General features: G+C 71.2%; 11 protein-coding genes. 7 read left to right on the top strand and 4 right to left on the bottom strand.

Annotation, left to right across the window (positions count from 1 at the left end; genetic code table 11):
* Positions 1-7: 7 nt before the first annotated feature.
* Together WMF31_RS18050 and WMF31_RS18045 are read right to left on the bottom strand one after the other, a co-directional pair.
* Positions 8-595 (bottom strand): type 1 glutamine amidotransferase domain-containing protein, encoded by a 588-nt coding sequence (locus tag WMF31_RS18050; protein ID WP_129348281.1) that lies wholly within the window; start codon positions 593-595, stop codon positions 8-10.
* Between the two features lie 405 nt (positions 596-1,000).
* Positions 1,001-5,914 carry an MG2 domain-containing protein gene (locus WMF31_RS18045; protein ID WP_436603137.1) on the bottom strand — a complete coding sequence of 1,638 codons (4,914 nt, stop codon included), beginning with the start codon at positions 5,912-5,914 and terminating at the stop codon, positions 1,001-1,003.
* Between the two features lie 745 nt (positions 5,915-6,659).
* Here WMF31_RS18045 and WMF31_RS18040 point away from each other — a divergent pair.
* Entirely contained in the window at positions 6,660-7,469 is an 810-nt protein-coding gene (locus tag WMF31_RS18040; protein WP_436603136.1) for a hypothetical protein, read from the top strand.
* Between the two features lie 227 nt (positions 7,470-7,696).
* Complete coding sequence (locus WMF31_RS18035; RefSeq protein ID WP_436603135.1) at positions 7,697-8,668, top strand: bifunctional methylenetetrahydrofolate dehydrogenase/methenyltetrahydrofolate cyclohydrolase; 972 nt, start codon at positions 7,697-7,699, stop codon at positions 8,666-8,668.
* An 81-nt stretch (positions 8,669-8,749) separates the two neighbouring features.
* Here WMF31_RS18035 and WMF31_RS18030 read toward each other — a convergent pair whose 3' ends face one another.
* On the bottom strand, positions 8,750-9,580 hold the full coding sequence (locus WMF31_RS18030; RefSeq protein WP_436603134.1) for a hypothetical protein: 831 nt from the start codon (positions 9,578-9,580) through the stop codon (positions 8,750-8,752).
* Here WMF31_RS18030 and WMF31_RS18025 point away from each other — a divergent pair.
* From WMF31_RS18025 to WMF31_RS18015, 3 genes are all read left to right on the top strand, one after another.
* Positions 9,574-10,824 (top strand): hypothetical protein, encoded by a 1,251-nt coding sequence (locus WMF31_RS18025; RefSeq protein WP_436603133.1) that lies wholly within the window; start codon positions 9,574-9,576, stop codon positions 10,822-10,824. The two genes, WMF31_RS18030 and WMF31_RS18025, sit on opposite strands and share 7 nt — an antisense overlap.
* Positions 10,825-11,024: 200 nt before the next feature.
* Positions 11,025-12,044, top strand: coding sequence for a hypothetical protein (locus tag WMF31_RS18020; protein WP_436603132.1), 1,020 nt, complete (start codon positions 11,025-11,027; stop codon positions 12,042-12,044).
* A 164-nt stretch (positions 12,045-12,208) separates the two neighbouring features.
* Complete coding sequence (locus WMF31_RS18015; RefSeq protein ID WP_436603131.1) at positions 12,209-13,081, top strand: DUF4351 domain-containing protein; 873 nt, start codon at positions 12,209-12,211, stop codon at positions 13,079-13,081.
* Between the two features lie 704 nt (positions 13,082-13,785).
* Here WMF31_RS18015 and WMF31_RS18010 read toward each other — a convergent pair.
* Positions 13,786-15,363, bottom strand: coding sequence for a 5'-nucleotidase C-terminal domain-containing protein (locus WMF31_RS18010; protein WP_436603130.1), 1,578 nt, complete (start codon positions 15,361-15,363; stop codon positions 13,786-13,788).
* A 717-nt stretch (positions 15,364-16,080) separates the two neighbouring features.
* Between WMF31_RS18010 and WMF31_RS18005 the strand changes: the two genes are divergently transcribed.
* Positions 16,081-16,281, top strand: coding sequence for a hypothetical protein (locus WMF31_RS18005; protein WP_436603129.1), 201 nt, complete (start codon positions 16,081-16,083; stop codon positions 16,279-16,281).
* Between the two features lie 71 nt (positions 16,282-16,352).
* Positions 16,353-16,535, top strand: coding sequence for a hypothetical protein (locus WMF31_RS18000; protein WP_436603128.1), 183 nt, complete (start codon positions 16,353-16,355; stop codon positions 16,533-16,535).
* Positions 16,536-16,703 lie beyond the last annotated feature (168 nt).

The following is a 16,703-nucleotide window of genomic DNA, read 5'->3' as shown; positions in this document are numbered from 1 at the left end:
GGCGCTTCTAGGCAGCGCGGCCGGGCGCGGGCTCTTGCGCCGTGCCCTCGGGCGCGGTCGCGGGCTCCGCGCGGGCGGGGGCGCCGCGCTCGAGCTGGCCGAGGAGCGCGTCGCAGAAGGCCGGCAGGTCGTCCGGCTTGCGCGACGTGATGAGGTTGCCGTCCTCGACCACCTCGCGATCGACCCAGCGCGCTCCGGCGTTCAGGAGATCCGTCTTGATGGACGGCCACGACGTGAGCGTCCGCCCGTCGGCGATGTCGGCCTCCGCGAGCACCCACCCGGCATGGCAGATGGCCGCCACCGGCTTGCCCTGGTTGAAGGCGTTCCGGACCAGACCGACCGCGGCCGTGCTCGTGCGCACGTGGTCCGGCGAGTAGCCCCCGGGGATCACGACCGCATCGAAGTCGTCCTCCGAGACGTCCTCGGCCGCCCGCTCGGTCCTGATCGTCTCCTTGCCTCGCTTCCCCACGAGCTCCTTGCCCGCGGCGAGGCCCACGAGGACGGCCTCGTGCCCGGCGCTCCTCACGCGATCGTACGGAACCCGAAATTCCGAGTCTTCGAACATCTCATCCACGAGAAATGCAACGCGTGCCATGGTGACCGGCCTCCGCGCGGAAGCTTGTGCCCCGGGGCGCGCGCGCAAGCGCGCCGGACCGCGCGAGCTCGCCCGGCGGGGCCGTCCGGGCGGCGGCGGCCTGAGGCGTCGTGGATCATCGCGCGGGCATGTCGTCGGAGCCGTCGCAGCCCAGGCGCGTGGGTCGGTACCTGCTTCGCGGTCCGATCGCCTCCGGCGGGATGGCTTCCGTGCACCTCGGCCGGCTCGTGGGCGAGGCGGGCTTCTCGCGCATCGTGGCCATCAAGCGGCTGCCCCCGGAGCTCGCCGCGGCGCCCGAGATCGCCGAGAGCCTGCGCGAGGAGGCCCGCATCGTCGCGCGCATCCAGCTCCATCGGCGCGCGCGCCGGCCGCGCTCCGGCGGCCGGCGCTCCCCCCCTCGGCCGCTCACTCCCCCAGCACGGCCAGGGTCTGCGCGCCGGCGAAGCCCTGCTGATCCGGCTGGTAGTACGGGTGCACCTCCGCGCCGCCGTCCTCCGCCTTGACCGGCATGGTCGCCTGCAGCCGGTAATTGAAGGTGGCCGCGCCGCCCGCGGGGAGCTCCTTCACGTACAGGATGAGCTGCTTGCCCGTCATCTCGAACCTCGAGAGCTGCCCCGCGGCGATGTACTGCTGGAGATCCTCGGTCAGGAGCTGGAACCCGGGCGGGAGCCCGACGGTCACGAGGATCATGTTCTGCGCCGATTGCGTCGTGTTCTGGACCTCCACCGACGCCGTCACCGTGTCGTTCACGTAGAGCTCGGTCTTGTCGTAGCTCACGCTGACCGCGAGCGGCCCTCCCCCGTCGCCCTGGACCGCGGTCCACGGCAGGTTGTGGCGGCTCACCAGGTTGTAGCTGAGCTTCCCCTCCCCCGCGAACGAGAGCGTGATCTCGTGATCCCCGGTCGCCGCGAGGTGCGTGAGATCGACGGTCGTCATCACGTCGGCCTGATCGTCGCGCAGCGAGACCACGCCCGCCTCCTCGCCGTCGACCACCACGGTGAGCGACCCCGTGGCGCCCTCGGTCCCCTTGCTCGCCGCGAGCAGCAGCGTGCGCAGGCTCCAGATCGTCGCCTGCGTCGAGCCGAAGTTGCCATTGGGGTCCTTGGCCCCGGTCAGGAACTTCACGCCGCCGTCGGCGCTCGCCCGGTGAACGCCGGCCGCGAGCAGCGCGTGGGCGGCGAGCGCGGTGGTCGTGACCCTGGCGTCGCCGCCGATCTCGTAGAACGTGGTCTGCGTCCCGCCGTCGTCCCAGAAGAACGCGTCGCCCTCGGCCGACTTGCGATCGTCCAGCGCGTCGAGCACCGTCGCCGTCAGCCCGCCCGAGGGATCGGCCACCGCGAGGGCGTTGGCCACGATGGCCAGCGTGTACAGGTCGTCCGTCGCCGGCTGGACCGACCGGCCCAGGTACCCGAGCCCCGTCGCGACCTCGGGCCCCGTGTACCCCGCGCTCGCGAGCGCCCAGAGCACGAAGGCGGTGTTGCGGAGCGTGCCCGTGTGGAAGCTGAAGAACTCGGTCTGATCGCCCTCCCACGTCCCGTCGGGCTTCTGCTGCCCCGCGAGCCAGGCCACGGTCCGCGCGAGCATCGCCTCGTCCACCGGGTGGACCTTGATCATGTCGGCGAACTCCATGACGCCGAACGCCGTGACCGACAGATAGGGGTGCCCGTCCTGCTCGCCGAACCACGAGAAGCCGCCGCCCGGGTGCTCGAAGGTGAGCAGCCGCTGGTACCCCGCCGAGATCAGCGACTCGGCCTTCACCTCGATCTCCGGCGTGATCTGGCCCGTCTGCTTCATGTACTGCGTGACGAGCACGTTGGGCCAGGTCGTCGAGGTGGTCTGCTCGAAGCAGCCGGACGGCACCTGGAGCATGCTGTCCATGCCGCTCACGACCTGCGACAGGAACGCGGGATAGACCTCGAGATAGAGCTGGTTCGAGCCGGGGACCGCGCCCTCGGGGAACGACGCGACGTGGCTCTCGCTGCCCGGATCGAGCATGCCCGACCGGCTCTCGGCGAACGGCTTGCCGTCCGGGACCACGCGCACGGTGCGCGCCACGGCGTCGGCGCCCTGGCCGCCCCGCGCCGTGACCGTGAGCGCGTTGACGCCCACGCTGTCCACGCGCACCGGGAAGCGCACGCCGCGCACCTCGCCCGGCTGGAGGTCCACCTGGGTGGAGGTCGCGCCGAGCGGCGTGTACCAGCTCCCGGGCTCCAGGCTGAGATCGACCGTCTGCGGCGTCTCCAGGTAGTTGTAGACCGCGATCGGGAACTCGACCTCATCGCCGCGCGTGAGCGTCGCCGGGAAGTTCACGTCGACGAAGAAGTCCTGGAACACCTTGAACCCGCTCTGCACCCCGCCGAGCTTGCCGTCCGCGGAGTTGGCCAGGGCCGAGAGCCGCCACTCGGTGATGCTGTCCGCGAGCGGGATGCTGATCGTCGCCGTGCCGTCGGAGCTCGTGATGACGCTCGGGTTGACGTAGAGGGTCTCGGGGAACTCGCGCCGGACGCGCGGCGCGCCGTCACCGCCGCCGGCGCCGCCGGGATCCATCCCCGCGCCGCCGGATCCCGTGCCCGTTCCGCCGGTCGCCACCGCGCCTGGCCACCCCCCGTCGGCGGCGTCCCAGCCGGCTTCAGGCACCGGCATCGCCTCGAGCCCGGCGACCCCGAGCTCGGCGAACGTGGCCGAGAAGCTCCCGTCATCGACGGTCTCCGAGAGCTCGTCAGGCCCGGACGTCCGCACCGTGAACCCGTTCCAGTTGGCGCTCACGCGGTAGGGGTTGCCCCACACGTCGTAGGCGCGGAGGCCGTCGTAGACCCGGCGCCCGAGCAGATCGACGAACGAGCCCTGTTCCTCTTCGCAGTAATACTGGCTCGGCTCGCAGCCGAGCCGCCGGAGATCCTGCATGGCCCGCTCCGTGGCGGCCCTGAGCACGGGCACGAGCTCGCCCTTCTGGCGCTCGTAGAACGGCGTGAGCTCGGCGCTCACCTCGCGCAGCACGGTGGGCCAGGAGCGCGCCTGCAGGCCGGTGAGCGACGTGCCGGCGAGCGCGGCGAGCGTGGCCTGGGTCGTGCGCTGCGCGGCCTCGGCCTGCTCCGGGTCCTCGCTCGCGGTCGCGCTGAACAGGAGGTCCTGGAGGTTCGCGGACGGGCCGCGGATCTGGTAGGTGGGCTTGGCGAACTCGTCCTCGAGCTCGAAGTAGGTGCGCAGCAGCCCGGGCTGGGCGTCGACCAGCGCGAAGACGGCCTGATCCACCACCTGCAGGCCGAGCGCGGCGACCTTCGGCTGGCCCGCGTCGTCCTTGACCGAGAGCCGCAGCGTCGCCGTCTCTCCCGGCGCGTACAGGGGCTTGTCCGCGTCGACCTCGATGTGGAGCGAGGAGTCGCCCCGCGCGAAGACCGTGCGGCCGGAGCGGACCAGGTTGCCGTCGTCGTCGACCAGGTAGGCCTCGACCCGGTTGCTCCCGAGCAGCTCGGCGTCGACCGGCATGCTGAAGGTGGCGCGCCCGTCCACGAGCTCGAGCGAGCGCATGTCCACGGCCTGGCCGTCGTTCAGCCAGTCGACATAGACGCTGCCCGTCTCCTCGGTGGACTCGATGGCGACCTCGATCGTCTCGCCGGTCTCGTACACGGCGCGGTCGGTGCGGACGATGAGCTGCTCCTTGCCCTGCTGCGCCGCGAACGCGAACTGCCGCTCGACGGCGCGGCCGTCGACCGTGACCCGCACCGAGAACGAGGCGTCGGCCGTGGCGCCGAGGGGCGGCGTGAAGCTCACCGCGGCCTGCCCGAAGGCGTCCGTGCGCGCGGAGAGCTCCGAGCCGTCCGGCGCGACGATCACCGCGTCCGTGTCGGCGAGGGGCGCCCCGAGCGGGTCGGTGACGAAGAGCAGGAGCGTGTTCGGGACGCCGCGGACCAGCTCGCGCGCCTCGGGCACGAGCACGAGGGAGGCCCCGTCCGCGGAGACCTTCACCGGGATCGCCTTGGTGACCTCCTGCCCCGCCGTGTCCTTGACGGTGACCGAGAGCGTCACCGCGGCGTCGCCCTGCTCCAGCGGCAGGCCCGCGAGGCTCGGCGGCAGGGTCAGGCTGAACCCGTAGTGCCCCTCGGCGTCGAGCTCGCCCATGATGCGCTGGAACGTCGTCTGACCGACGTCGAGCGACGCCGCCTCGATGGTCACGGCGCCGCCGGCGACGTCCTTGCCGAAGAAATACCGCGCGTCGACGGTGCCGGTCACCGTCTCGCCCGCGCGGTACCACGGCCTGTCGGTCTTGATCGCGACGTCGAACTTCGGCAGCGCGTACTGCCCCACGGTGACGACCTTCTCCGTCGTGGTCTCGCCGCTCACGACGCGCACCTTGAACTCCCCGACGTTCACGATGGAGCCGATGCGGAAGGTCGTGGAGGCGACGCCGAACGCGTCGGTCGCGACGGGCTTCTTGAAGATCTTGTTGCCCTTGCCGTCCTCGACCTCGAACGTGATCTCCTCGCCGGCGATCGGCGCGTTGTTCCCCCGCTCGAGCGAGAGCGCGCGGAGGTGGATCGTCTGCCCGGGCTTGTAGAGCGGCTTGTCGGTGGTGAGGAGCAGCTTCGGGCCGGGGCCCTCGACGGTGATGCTGTCGTCGATCGCGGCGCTCACCCCGAAGGCGAGCGCGCGCGCGGTCACGGGGTGCGCGCCGAGCGCGTCGGTCTCCACCTCGAACACCGCGGCGCCCAGGTCGTCGGTCGTCCCCTGGAGCCGCCGCGCCGCGTCGCCCTCGCCGACCGCGAGCTGGACGTCGACCTCGGGCACGGGCTGGTGCGTGAAGACGTCCGTGGCGCGCACGCGGTAGCTCGCGGCGCGCCCTCGCACCACGCGGGACGGCCCTTCGAGCTGCACCTCGTACGGCGGGATGGCGCGGAGCAGGCTCCGCGACACGACCAGCCCGTGCTCCGAGCCGTCCTCGATGCGGACGAGGTACCGCGCGAGCGCCGGCTGCCCGTCCACGGGCGGCGCTGGAAGGCGCGCCTCCGCGGTCGCCGAGGCCGAGCCCGCGAGCTCGATCTCGACCTCGGTCGCGCCGCGCTCCGCGTTCGCGTCGAGGTCGACGAGCGTGACGCGCAGGCGGCCGCGCGTCGCCGCCCGGGTGAGGTTGCGCACCGGGATCTGGAGCCGCAGGTCGTCGTCCTCGATCGCGCCCCGGAGCGCGGCCTCATCGACCGCGATCGTGCCGTTCTCCGGCTGGTCGGGTCGGCCGTGCTCCGTCGTTGTCGGCGGGGACTCCGAGTCGGAGGAGCAAGCCCCCGAGATGGCGCCGGCGAGCGCCAGCACGGCCAGGAGGCCCATTGAGCTCCAGGGTCGTCGAAAGGCAAAGAAGCGGTTGCGCATGGTCGTGGTCTCCGCGGAAGGCGCTGGCACACTCCAGCGGCCGGGGCGTGAAATGCATCGATCGTACCAGGCAGGGAATAGCGAGAATTGGCGGAGATCGCCGGCGGGATGGCACAGGGAAGTGTGCCATGCTGCGCCGAGGGCGGGCTGGTGCGGGGAGCGTGGCCCCCTCCGTGTTCGGTCCACCGTCTTCCGTCTGGCCTCCGCGTGCGCGTGCTCGCTCATCCCGTGCACGTCCTCGTGCTCGAACGCATTGAGCATACCCACGATCACGAATCCGCGGACGGGTGCAGGAGCGTATGACGAGAGACGCGGACGGGATGAGCGCGCACGCGGACGCGGACGCAGACGGAAGACGGGAGACGGAGGACGGATGATGGGAGATGGATGACGGATGGGGGATGGCGAAGGGCGGAGGCGGATGAGGGGACATCAGAGGGCCGGAGGCAGGCGACGGGAGGTGGATGATGAACGGCGGATCGCGGAGAGGGAAATCGACTCCGCGCGCATCGATGGCAAGGGACTCCTCCGCGCGAAATCCGTTCCTCCGGATGGGACTGCCCGGATACAGGCGCGCTCCTCAATCCGCGGATCGCTCGCCGCCGGCCGCTCGTCGCAAAGACTCCGTGGCTCCCCTGGACATCGGCGCCCGCTCGCCTCAGGTCTCGATCGAGCGCGAGGCGCGCGGTCCGGGGAGGGAACCATGCAACTCGACTTCGACATGCCCGTGGTCGCCGACGACGGCCTGGAGGCCGGCGTGCTCGACCGGGTCCTCGTGGACCGGGAGCGGGGTGTCTTGACCCATGTGGTGCTCCGCGCTCCGTTCGCGAGCGAGGAGCTGCTCGTCTCGATGGACCTCGTGCAGGGCACGACGGGAGGCGCCCTCCGCCTGCGACCGGGCCGGGACGAGCTCGCGGTGCTGCCCCGGTACTACGAGGGTCGGACGAGCTCCCTCGCGCAGGGGCGAGTCGACACCTCGCGCGTCCCGCAGCCGCCCGAGCGGCGGCAAGAGCTCGACGAGGCGCTGGGGCTCTCGACGGACACCATCGAGCTCGGCCCCGAGACGCGCGTGATGACCACCGACCAGGCCGAGGTGCAGCTCGTGGGCATCGGCGCGAACGATCCGGGCAATGACATCTCGCGGCTGCGCGTGCGCGGCCCGGCGGGCGCCAGGGCCGATTTCCCCGCGTCGTGGATCGACATCCTGCGCGAGGACGTGGTCGCGCTGACCGTGGCGCGCGACGACATCCTCCGGTCGCGCCCCGCGCCCAGGCTCGAGGACGACAAGCTCACCGACCTGGAAGGGCTCTCGGGCATGGGCGGGCTCGACGGCGACACACCGGAGGAGATGTTCGGGCCGGACTTCGTCGACGAGCTGCGCGACAAGAGCGGCGCGTTCCTCGGGGTGCCCGCGACCGGCGGCCCCGCGGAGGCGACCGACAGCCGCGCCGTCCAGCCCGTCGGCAGCGGCAACGAGGCCGGCGCCGAGCGGCGACGCTCCCCGCGCGGCTGAGGCGGGGGCGCGACCGAGGCGGGGGCGCGGCGCGCGGGGGCTCACCTCCGGGGCTTGCGTTCCGGCGAGCCCCTTCTGTGGCTCGCCTGCACTCCAGCCCCTCCGGTGAGCCCCGGCGCGCCGCGCCCCCGCCTCGGCCCCGCTCGTCGGGAGAAGGGATTCCCCTGGTGAGCTCGGGAGACCCTCACTTGACAGCGATGCTCGCGCGTGCTCGTCTCCGCCCCAGAATGGACCCGCACAACACGCAGCCGAGCCCGGACGCCCGCACGGCCAGCGTCCTCGACCCGGCCGCCGTGGCGGAGATGTTCCGCCGCGAGATCCGCGCGGAGCTCGCCACCCTGTCCCAGCCCCTGGTCCTGGTCGGCGTGCTCGCCGCGGATCACGGCCCCTCGTTCACCTACGCGGAGTACACGCGCAAGGCGTGCGAGGACGTGGGCGTCCGCTTCGAGATCCGGCACGCCACGCGGCTCACGGCCGAGGAGGCCATTCGCGCGGCGAACGCCGACCCGGGCGTGCACGGGATCATGGTGTATTACCCGATCTTCGGCACGGAGCAGGACGCGTACCTCCGGGACACCGTCGATCCGTCAAAGGACATCGAGGGGCTCCACACGTTCTGGGCACGTTGCCTGTACGGGAATCTGCGGTTCCTCGACGCGGCCAGGACCAGGAAGGCGATTCTGCCCTGCACGCCGCTGGCCGTGCTGAAGCTGGTCGAGGCCGCGGGCTTCTTCGGCGCCGGGGAGCGGCCGCTCGAGGGGCGGAGCGTGTGCATCTTCAACCGGAGCGAGGTGGTCGGCAGGCCGCTCGCGTGCATGATGGCGCACGACGGGGCCCGCGTGACCTCCTTCGATATCGACGGTCCCCTGCTCTTCGCGCCCAGCGCATCCGGCGAGATGCACGAGGCGAAGGAGACGACGGTGGACCGGGCGACCGCCCTGCGGGAGGCCGACATCGTCGTGACCGGCGTGCCCTCCCGCGAGTTTCCCCACGTGCGGGCGGCGGAGATCCGCGAGGGCGCCCTGTGCATCAACTTCTCCACCTTCAAGAACTTCAGCGACGATGTCCTGAGCAAGGCGAAGGTGTTCGTGCCCCGCGTCGGCCCCATGACCGTGACCATGGCGATCCGCAACAGCCTGCGGCTCTACAAGAACACGCACGGGGGCGGGAAGGTGGAAGAGACGTCGGCGCCGGCGTGATGCGCGCTGCGCGTCACGCGATGGCGGCGGCGCCGGCGTGATGCGCTGCGCGTCACGCGACCGCGCCCGCGGGGCGACGGCTCATCGGCCGCGCGGTCGTCTCGACGAGCCCGCGGCGTCGAGCGCTCGGGGTGCGGCGTCGTCCAGTTGTCCGGCGCCCTGGGGCCTCCGGAGGTCGCTCGCCCGCCGCCGCCGCGCGGGCGGGCCCCCCGGCGTCGTCAGCTGCGCCAGCTCGGCGCGCACATCGGCGCGCACGTGCGGCCCGAGGAGCTGCTCCGCCATGGCGTTCAGCCGTCCGGCGAAGGTGGCCATGATGCAGCCCGCGCGCTGATCGTCGTGCTCCGGCGCCCCCGAGCGCCGGTGATGACGGCCGTAGTCGCGCGTGATGGCCCCGAGATCGCCGCCCACGTGGACTGCCTGTCTCATGAAGAGCCTCGCCGCGCGCTCGTTGGCGATCGGCGGCATCTGCCCGAGCACCAGCGCGACATCGGGCTTGCCCGCGGCGAGCAGCATGGAGATCACGCGCTTGCGGGCGAGCTCCACGAGCCTCGGCGCGAGGGTGTGCTCGTCGAAGACATGGACGTCCACCGACACGAGGTCCCCTCTCGCTCCGCCGAGCTCGTTCAGGAACGCGTTCAGCACCGGCGACCGCGTCGGCTCGGCGTGGAGGTAGCCCCGCGCGCCGCCCGCCGCCCTCGCCGCGCCGCCCGGCGGCGGGTTCGAGGCGGCCCCGGCGGCCTCGGGCTTCCCGGCGGCGTGTCGCGCGGGCTTCGGCCGGCGGGAGCGCTCGAAGTGTCGCTTCGCGCTCCCTGCGCGCTCGTTCATCGCGGCGGGGTCTGTCGCGCCGAGCAGCGCGACCAGCTCGGCGGCCTGCGCAGCGGTGCTTTGCGGGGGAGGCTTCTTGCTTGACATGGGAGCGGATTTCTCCGGGCCGAGAGCTGCTCAGGTGTTTACCACGCCGCTCGAACGCTTGTACAGCACTGAACCCCGGTTCCGATCGCTCGCGCGCTGGCGCAGGGCCGGGCGCCGCGCGTGGTAGCCTGTTTTCATGTCCGCCGGCCTCCCGAGCAGCTTCGCGGTCCACTCGCCCGGAGGTACGCATCGCCTCGAGATCACGCCGACGGGCCCCGCGAGGTTCTCGGTTCTCCCGTGCGCTCTACGAGGAAACGCCAGCGCGCCTCGTATGGCGCCGCGACGCGAGCCCCGGTGAGCTGCATCCCTCGTTCGCGTACCTCGACGACGGCGGGCGCGCCGTCCTCCACACGACGACGTGGAAGGATCACCGCTTCGTCGTTCTCGACGACAGCGGCGACGTCCTCAGCAGCGTCGCGCTCTTCGGCGACGTGATCCCGTGGGACGAGATCGACGCGCACGCCCGATACACCACGGCAGGCGTCGACTGGACGGGCCTCTCTCTCGTCACCTACCCGAGCCTGGAAGGGAGGGCCCATTTCTGCCTGCGCACGTTCTGGGGTCGTCGCATCCTCATCGAGCTTTCGACGGGGCGGGTGATCCCGGCGGGCGAGGGATCCTCCGCGCTCGACGCCGTCGAGCGCGCGTTCGTGGAGGACACGCTGCGGCAGGCGGCGGAGAGCCCGATGGACGCCCTGACGGAGCCGCGCCTCGCGCCCATCCGGGCCGCCGCGCTCGTCGCGGGGAGCCTCGGGGTGCGCTCGGCGATCCCTGCGCTTCAGGCGCTCGAGGCGGTAGAGGACGTGAGCAGCGTCATGGGCGGCGGCTCCAACCCGATCGATCTCGAGATCAGCCGCCACCGGCTCCGATCCATCGTGCATCTTTCGCTGCGGCGCCTCGGAGTCCCGCCCGCAGGGTATCCCGCGACGTGCGTGAGGCTCCGAGGGACCGATCTCCGCGGACGCGTCCCGCTGCCGGAGCGCGCCGCGCGCGCCGCGTCGTTGCGCCTTGGCGCGCGCCGGCTCGATGTGCTCACCGCCCTGGGCCCGCCGGATGCCGTCCCGCGGCGCACCGGCGGAAGGGGTCGATTCGACCCCTGGGAATACGATCTCGACGGGCCAGCGTCGAGGACGCTCCGGTTGTCGTGGCAGGACAAGAAGCAGCCACTCCTCGAGGCGATCGAATCCATCGTTCCGCCGGTGTGGGCGGGGGACACGCGTGATGGGGAGCTCGCGCGATGGTAGTACGTTGTCACCCAACCAGCGGCAGCGGCCGGCCGTACTGCGCTCGGCGGCTGAGCCGCAGGTCGTTGGGCCGGCGTACCATGGCGTGGGGAGTGGGGGCCGCCCCCCTCCGCCATGGCGCCGCCACCCGCTGAGCTGGAGCTCTCCCCGCGTTCTCCCGTCGATTCGCGTCGGTATGGGGCGTGCTCAAGGCCGAAGTCATGCCGACGCTCGAGCATAGCGCCCTCGTCGAGATGTTCCGTGAGCGCCCGGAGCTCGCGCCCCACGTGCTCGCGACGCTCTTCCATGTCGAGGTGCCGCCGCACGCCTCGGTCGCGGTGGTCGAGTCGTCGCTCGACCAGCTCATCCCGGTGGAGTTCCGCGCGGACCTGGTGCTCGAGCTGCGCGATGCGAACGGCACGCTCGTGCTGGCGATCGTCCTCGAGGTCCAGCGCGACGTGGATCCGGACAAGAAGTTCTCGTGGCCGACGTACGTCACGGGCGTGCGCGCCAGGAGGCGCTGCGCCACGGTCATCCTCGTGGTCGCGCCGGACGCCGCCGTGGCCGCCTGGGCGGCGGAGAGCATCGACCTCGGCCTGGGCCTCGGCACCGTCAAGCCGCTGGTGCTCGGTCCGGCCGTCGTCCCCGAGATCACCGACCCTGCCGGCGCGGAAGCGGAAATGGAGGCCGAGCTCGCCGTGCTGTCGGCGGTCGCGCACGGCAACGGGCCGAACGGGCTCACCGTGCTCCAGGCGGCGCTCGCGGCCCTGGGCCGGCTCGACCAGGAACACGCGATGGTCTATTTTCAGCTCATCTGGGACGGGTTGCGCGAACCCATGCAGCAGGCTCTGGAGGCGTTGGTCATGGAACGGCAGATCGAAGGCGAGGCGACTCTCCCCCCGTTCGTGCAGAGGCTCATCGATCGCGGCAAGCTCGAGGGCATGCGTGAGGGAAAGCTCGAGGGCATGCGTGAGGGAAAGCTCGAGGGCATGCGTGAGGGAAAGCTCGAGGGCATGCGTGAGGGCGAGCTCAAGGGCATGCGTGAGGGAAAAGTCGAGGGCGTGCGTGAGGGAAAGCTCGAGGGCAAGAGGGAAATCCTCCTGCGGCTGCTGGCGCGCGCAGGGATCGGGCTCACCGAGGACGAGCACGCGCGCATCCAGGCATGCTCGGACATCGCGACCCTCGACCGCTGGATCGAGAACGTCCTCGGGGCGAAGACTGCCACCGAAGTGCTCTCCTGACGGGTGGCGGTTTCCTTCAACAAGGCATTACACGCGACGACCTCCGGCCGCGTGGATAACGACAGCGTCGGGCAGACACGCGGTCCGCGTGTCGCCGGACCGGCGGCATGCGCTGAACTTGGCCGCCGGCGCGCCCCCGTGTGAGCAACGGCGCGATGCCCTCCATGGCCCACGAGATCCTCGTGGATCTCTTCAAGAATCGCCCGTCGCTCGCCGCCGAGATCCTCGTCGATGTGCTGGGCGTCCCGCTGCCGGCTTACACCGGAGCGCGCCTCACCTCGATCGATCTGACCGACATCCAGCCTGCCGAGTACCGCGCCGACGTGGTCGTCCTCCTGCTCGACGGCGACGTCCCGATCTGGGTGCTCATCGTCGAGGTCCAGCTCGGCGTCGATCCGCGAAAGCGCTTCAGCTGGCCCGACTACGCGATGGGGGCGCGCGCCGCGCATCGCTGTCCGGTCGGGCTGCTCGTCGTCGCCCCCGATCCCGCCGTCGCCGCGTGGTGCGGGGAGCCGATCGAGACCGGAATCCCTGGCTTCGTCCTGTGCCCTCCGGTGCTGGGGCGCGAGGCGGTTCCGATCGTGACGGACCCCGGGGAGGCCGCCCGCCGACCCGAGCTGGCCGTGCTCTCCGCCATGGCGCACGGGCAGGGCGAGCACGGCGTGGCGATCGCGGCGGCCGCGCTGCCCGCGATCCGGGGGCTCGATGACGAGAGGGCCAGGTTCTACGGCGATCTCGTGCTAAATTCCGTGAACGAGGCGGCCCGCCGGGCGCTGGAGGCGATGATGAAGGGCTACGAGTACCAGAGCGATTTCGCGAAGAAGTACGTCGCGCAGGGCCGCCTGGAAGGCCGCCAGGAAGGCCGCCAGGAAGGAGAGCGCGCCATTCTGCTGCGGCAGCTGCGCGCTCGCTTCGGTGAGCTGCCTGCGGCCGCCGTCTCCCGGCTCGAGCAGGCCGAGAGCGCCACGCTCGAGCAGTGGGCCGAGCGCGTGCTCAGCGCGAAGACCCTTGCCGAAGTGCTCGACGAGCCGAGCTGAGGATCGAGAGATGCGGCTCATCCGATGGAATACGAAGATGAGCCCCAGCCGCTCGCGACCTGCATGCTGGACCATGGAGACAGCTCGTGCGTCACAGCGCATTGCGACATCAGGCGCCCCATGTGCCTCGGTACAACAATGAACGTCCCGCGATCGGTAGCGCAGAGAGCTCTGCTGGCTGTTGCATCGCACCCGTTGCACGGAGAAGCAACGGGGTGGGCATATTGCGCGAGCGATGTCTTTGCGGAGCCGAAGAGCTTCCTCGATCGCGCTCGCCTCTCGGATGAAGACAGAGAGCGAATTCAGTCTGCTTTACCCGATGTCGAGACGGTTCTCCTGGTAAGCTACTGGACCTCGGCGGAGAAGCCCGAGCCGCTCTCCGGTGGAGGGAAACATTACGCGTTCCTCGTGCATCCGGCATCGTTTGCCGTCCTGCATGCAGGCGTGGGCACGTGGCGGTCATGAATCAGAGTGCATGGACAGAAGCGCCTGCCCCCCAGCGAGCGGGCAGGCTCCGGCGAGCTGGAAGCTGCCGCTCATGCCGAACCCTGGGCGGCGATCATCATGAAGAGCAGAAGAGACCACGAGGCAACGCTATCCATGGTTCACTGAGTCCTGAATCGATGGGATCCGGCATCCCCTCCTGACGCGCAAGCGACGCGCTTGGCGCTCCGCGTCCCTCGAGCTCCGTGCGCAGGGGTCCCTCAATCCTCGTAGCCATGCTCCGACGGGGAGGACAGCGCGTCCACCTCGCCGCGCGTCACGAGCGTGTCGCCGTCGCGGTCGAGCGCCTTCATCATCTCGCCGACGACCACCTGTGACGGCGTCTCGGAGGTCGCCGTCGCGATGGCGGCCCCCAGCTCTTCGGCCGAGACGCGGCCGTCCCCGTCGGCGTCGATCGCCTCGAAGGCCCCGAGCTGGCGGACGAGGTCCGCGGCGAACGACTCGACGAGGACGAGCTTCGGCTCGCGCCCGCTGTCCGCCGGCGGCACCTTCTCCGGGTGCTCCTCGGCGAAGCGGACCAGCGGCGCGATGTCGTCCATGCCGCCGAGGAGCCCGCGCGGGAGGGCGATCCGGTACTCGCGATCCTCGACCAGCGGAAGGTCGTCGATCGCGGTCAGGACGCCTCGGGCGTCCGTCGCCATCCGGTCGTCGATCTGGAGGTAACCGGCGTGCTGGACCGGGGCGCGCGACCGCGACGCGGCGACGGCATCGCGGACGACGCGGCCCGGCAGGAGGGCCACCACCACCTCGTTGCTGAAGGGCACCTCGGCCTTGAGGTCCCCGTAGGTGAAGCGCTCCCGGTACGCGCGGCCGCCGCGGATGCCGCCGCCGTTGAAGAGGCACCCGTCCGCCCCGAGGGCGTCGCGGATCCGCGAGCAGAGCAGCGCCCCGAGCGAGGTCTGCTGCACCCGCGTCCCGATGGACGAGAGCGCGCTCCCCGGCGGGAGCCGGAGGAGGGTGGCCGCGTCGAGGTCGCGCACGATCTGCATGTGGCGGTCGACCCGCGCGCGCATCGCCGGATCCTCGGGATGGGCGCCGACGTCCTCGATCCGGACGGTGACCGCGGGCAGGTCGGGCACCCCGGCAGGCGGCGCATCGGCCGGCCACACGAGGTCGATGATCGCGGCGCTCTCCGCGTCGGTGCCGGCCTTGACGACCCAGCAGCCGTCCACGTCGTCGAGGCTCACCTCGTGCTCGTGGCCGCCGAGGATCACGGGAAAGCGCGGATCGCGCTGCGCCCGCGCGAGCGCGAGGTCCTGGTCGCGGCTCTGGTGCGTGATCGGGATCACGCAGGCGCACCCCTCGTCGCGGAGGAGCCGGCGGGTCCAGCGGAGGGCCGCCTCGTTCGCCGGCTCGATGTCGATCCCCCCGAACGCGTCCCGTCGGTAGAGGCCCTGCGCATGGACGAGCAGGCCGAGGAGGCCGATCCGGACCGTCCGCCCGCCGGGGCTCGAGAGGTCGAGGATCTCGTGCGTCGGCAGCGCCGGAGCGAACGAGGGCATGTTGGTGTTGAGCCACGTGCCCCGGAACTCCTGCACCCGCGCCCTGAGCTCCGGGAGCTCGACGTCGGCCTCGTGGTTGCCGAAGATGGCGTGGGTGATCGGCAGCGCATTCATGCAGTCGACCATGCCCCTGCCGTGATCGAGGCTCGACAGCAGGCTCGGCGCGAGGAAGTCGCCGGCCATCACCGCGATGAAGCGATCCGCGGGCCCGGCGGCGCGGCGCCGCACGAGGGTCGCGAGCCGCGGCAGGTTGTCGAGCAGGTACACGTCGTTCACGCAGACGATCCGCAGAGAGGGGCCTCTCGGCGAGGCTTGTGCGCCGGCGGTCATGGCCATCGAGGATAGCCCAGGCGCTCGTGATCGCGCACCCCGTCGCTCGCCACGACCCGCGCCGCGGCGAGCTCCGACATGGATGTCGGCGCCGGCTCGCCTCGATGGTCTCGTCGCTGCGCTCCTCTCGGCCGCGCGCTCGTCGAGGGAGCCGTCCTCAACGCGCGCTTGCGGGTGGCCTGAGTTCTGAAATCTGAAGACGCCGAGCTGACCCGGTTCGGCCACCGGAACAACCGGCCGGATCCCGACGCGACGTATCGCAAGTCAGGAATCCGGAGTGTACCTCGGAGGGGTGCATGACTGGCAGCAGCCTCTCGATCTCCTCAACTGCACATCGGGTGCCCCCATGGGCCCAGTGAGCCCATGGCCACGGCGCCAGTACTGCATCACCGAAGCTCGTCCCGGGGTCGTCGCGGGGGGGGCCGGAGCGCACGCGGGCCACAAAAGGGGCCCGCTGGAGCGCAGGCCCCGTGAGCGACGACCCCGGGACGAGCTTCGGTGACAACGTACTATCTGGGCACTCGGACATCGTGAGGTGGCGTGAAGCGTCGATCGCCCCGACGGATCGCGGACACGAGCGAGCCCGACGGATTGTTCATCAAGGCGGCAGCGCTTGCGACGATGAGTGCCCGATGGTAGAATTTCGAGTCGAGGCAATGCGCCATGTCCCTCGTGGAACTGCTCCCGGATATCCAGTCTTTGCCGCGTGCTGATAAGCTCAGGCTGATCCAGTTCCTCGCACAGGAACTGGCGGAGGCGGAGGGGCAGCGGACGCTCCAGGCGGACCAGTCCGCCCCCGCAGGGTCACCTGACCAGGCGTTTGCGACGACCGAGACGCTCCTCCAGATCTTGCGCACCGAATAGGCAGATCTTGCGCACCGAATAGGCGCCGCGACGGGTCCGCCGCTCCCCATTCCTGGCGCGCGCCTCTCTGCATGTGGCTGGGAGTCTCGACGTCCTGCGCGCCGAGGCCGCGCGTGGGGGTCCTCACGCCGGGCGTGGTCAACGGCTGGCCGCGCGGGGGCGCGACGATCGCCGAGACGAGCGGGCGGGAGCTCGCCAGGCTGCGCGATGCGCTCGTCGTTCGCGAGGGCGGGCCGGCGCTCCGCCTGAACTGAAAACGATTACCCCGGAGCCTGACCAGTGCCCCCGACCTGAATTGAAATTCAACCCGGAGCCTGACCAGTGCCCCCGACCTGAATTGAAATTCAACCCGGAGCCTGACCAGTGCCCCCGACCTGAATTGAAATTCAACCCGGAGCCTGCCCAGAGCCCCCAACCTGAAT

This window comes from Sorangium sp. So ce1036 (genome assembly GCF_051369805.1).
GTDB lineage: Bacteria > Myxococcota_A > Polyangia > Polyangiales > Polyangiaceae > Sorangium > Sorangium cellulosum_F.
Note: the sequence above shows the minus strand (reverse complement) of the source record. Positions and strands in the feature narration are given on the sequence as shown.

Coding starts and splice junctions, on each gene's coding strand:
- WMF31_RS18050 (WP_129348281.1), bottom strand. CDS start 595: ATGGCACGCGTTGCATTTCTCGTGGATGAGATGTTCGAAGACTCGGAA.
- WMF31_RS18045 (WP_436603137.1), bottom strand. CDS start 5,914: ATGGGCCTCCTGGCCGTGCTGGCGCTCGCCGGCGCCATCTCGGGGGCT.
- WMF31_RS18040 (WP_436603136.1), top strand. CDS start 6,660: ATGCAACTCGACTTCGACATGCCCGTGGTCGCCGACGACGGCCTGGAG.
- WMF31_RS18035 (WP_436603135.1), top strand. CDS start 7,697: ATGGACCCGCACAACACGCAGCCGAGCCCGGACGCCCGCACGGCCAGC.
- WMF31_RS18030 (WP_436603134.1), bottom strand. CDS start 9,580: ATGTCAAGCAAGAAGCCTCCCCCGCAAAGCACCGCTGCGCAGGCCGCC.
- WMF31_RS18020 (WP_436603132.1), top strand. CDS start 11,025: ATGCCGACGCTCGAGCATAGCGCCCTCGTCGAGATGTTCCGTGAGCGC.
- WMF31_RS18015 (WP_436603131.1), top strand. CDS start 12,209: ATGGCCCACGAGATCCTCGTGGATCTCTTCAAGAATCGCCCGTCGCTC.
- WMF31_RS18005 (WP_436603129.1), top strand. CDS start 16,081: ATGTCCCTCGTGGAACTGCTCCCGGATATCCAGTCTTTGCCGCGTGCT.
- WMF31_RS18000 (WP_436603128.1), top strand. CDS start 16,353: ATGTGGCTGGGAGTCTCGACGTCCTGCGCGCCGAGGCCGCGCGTGGGG.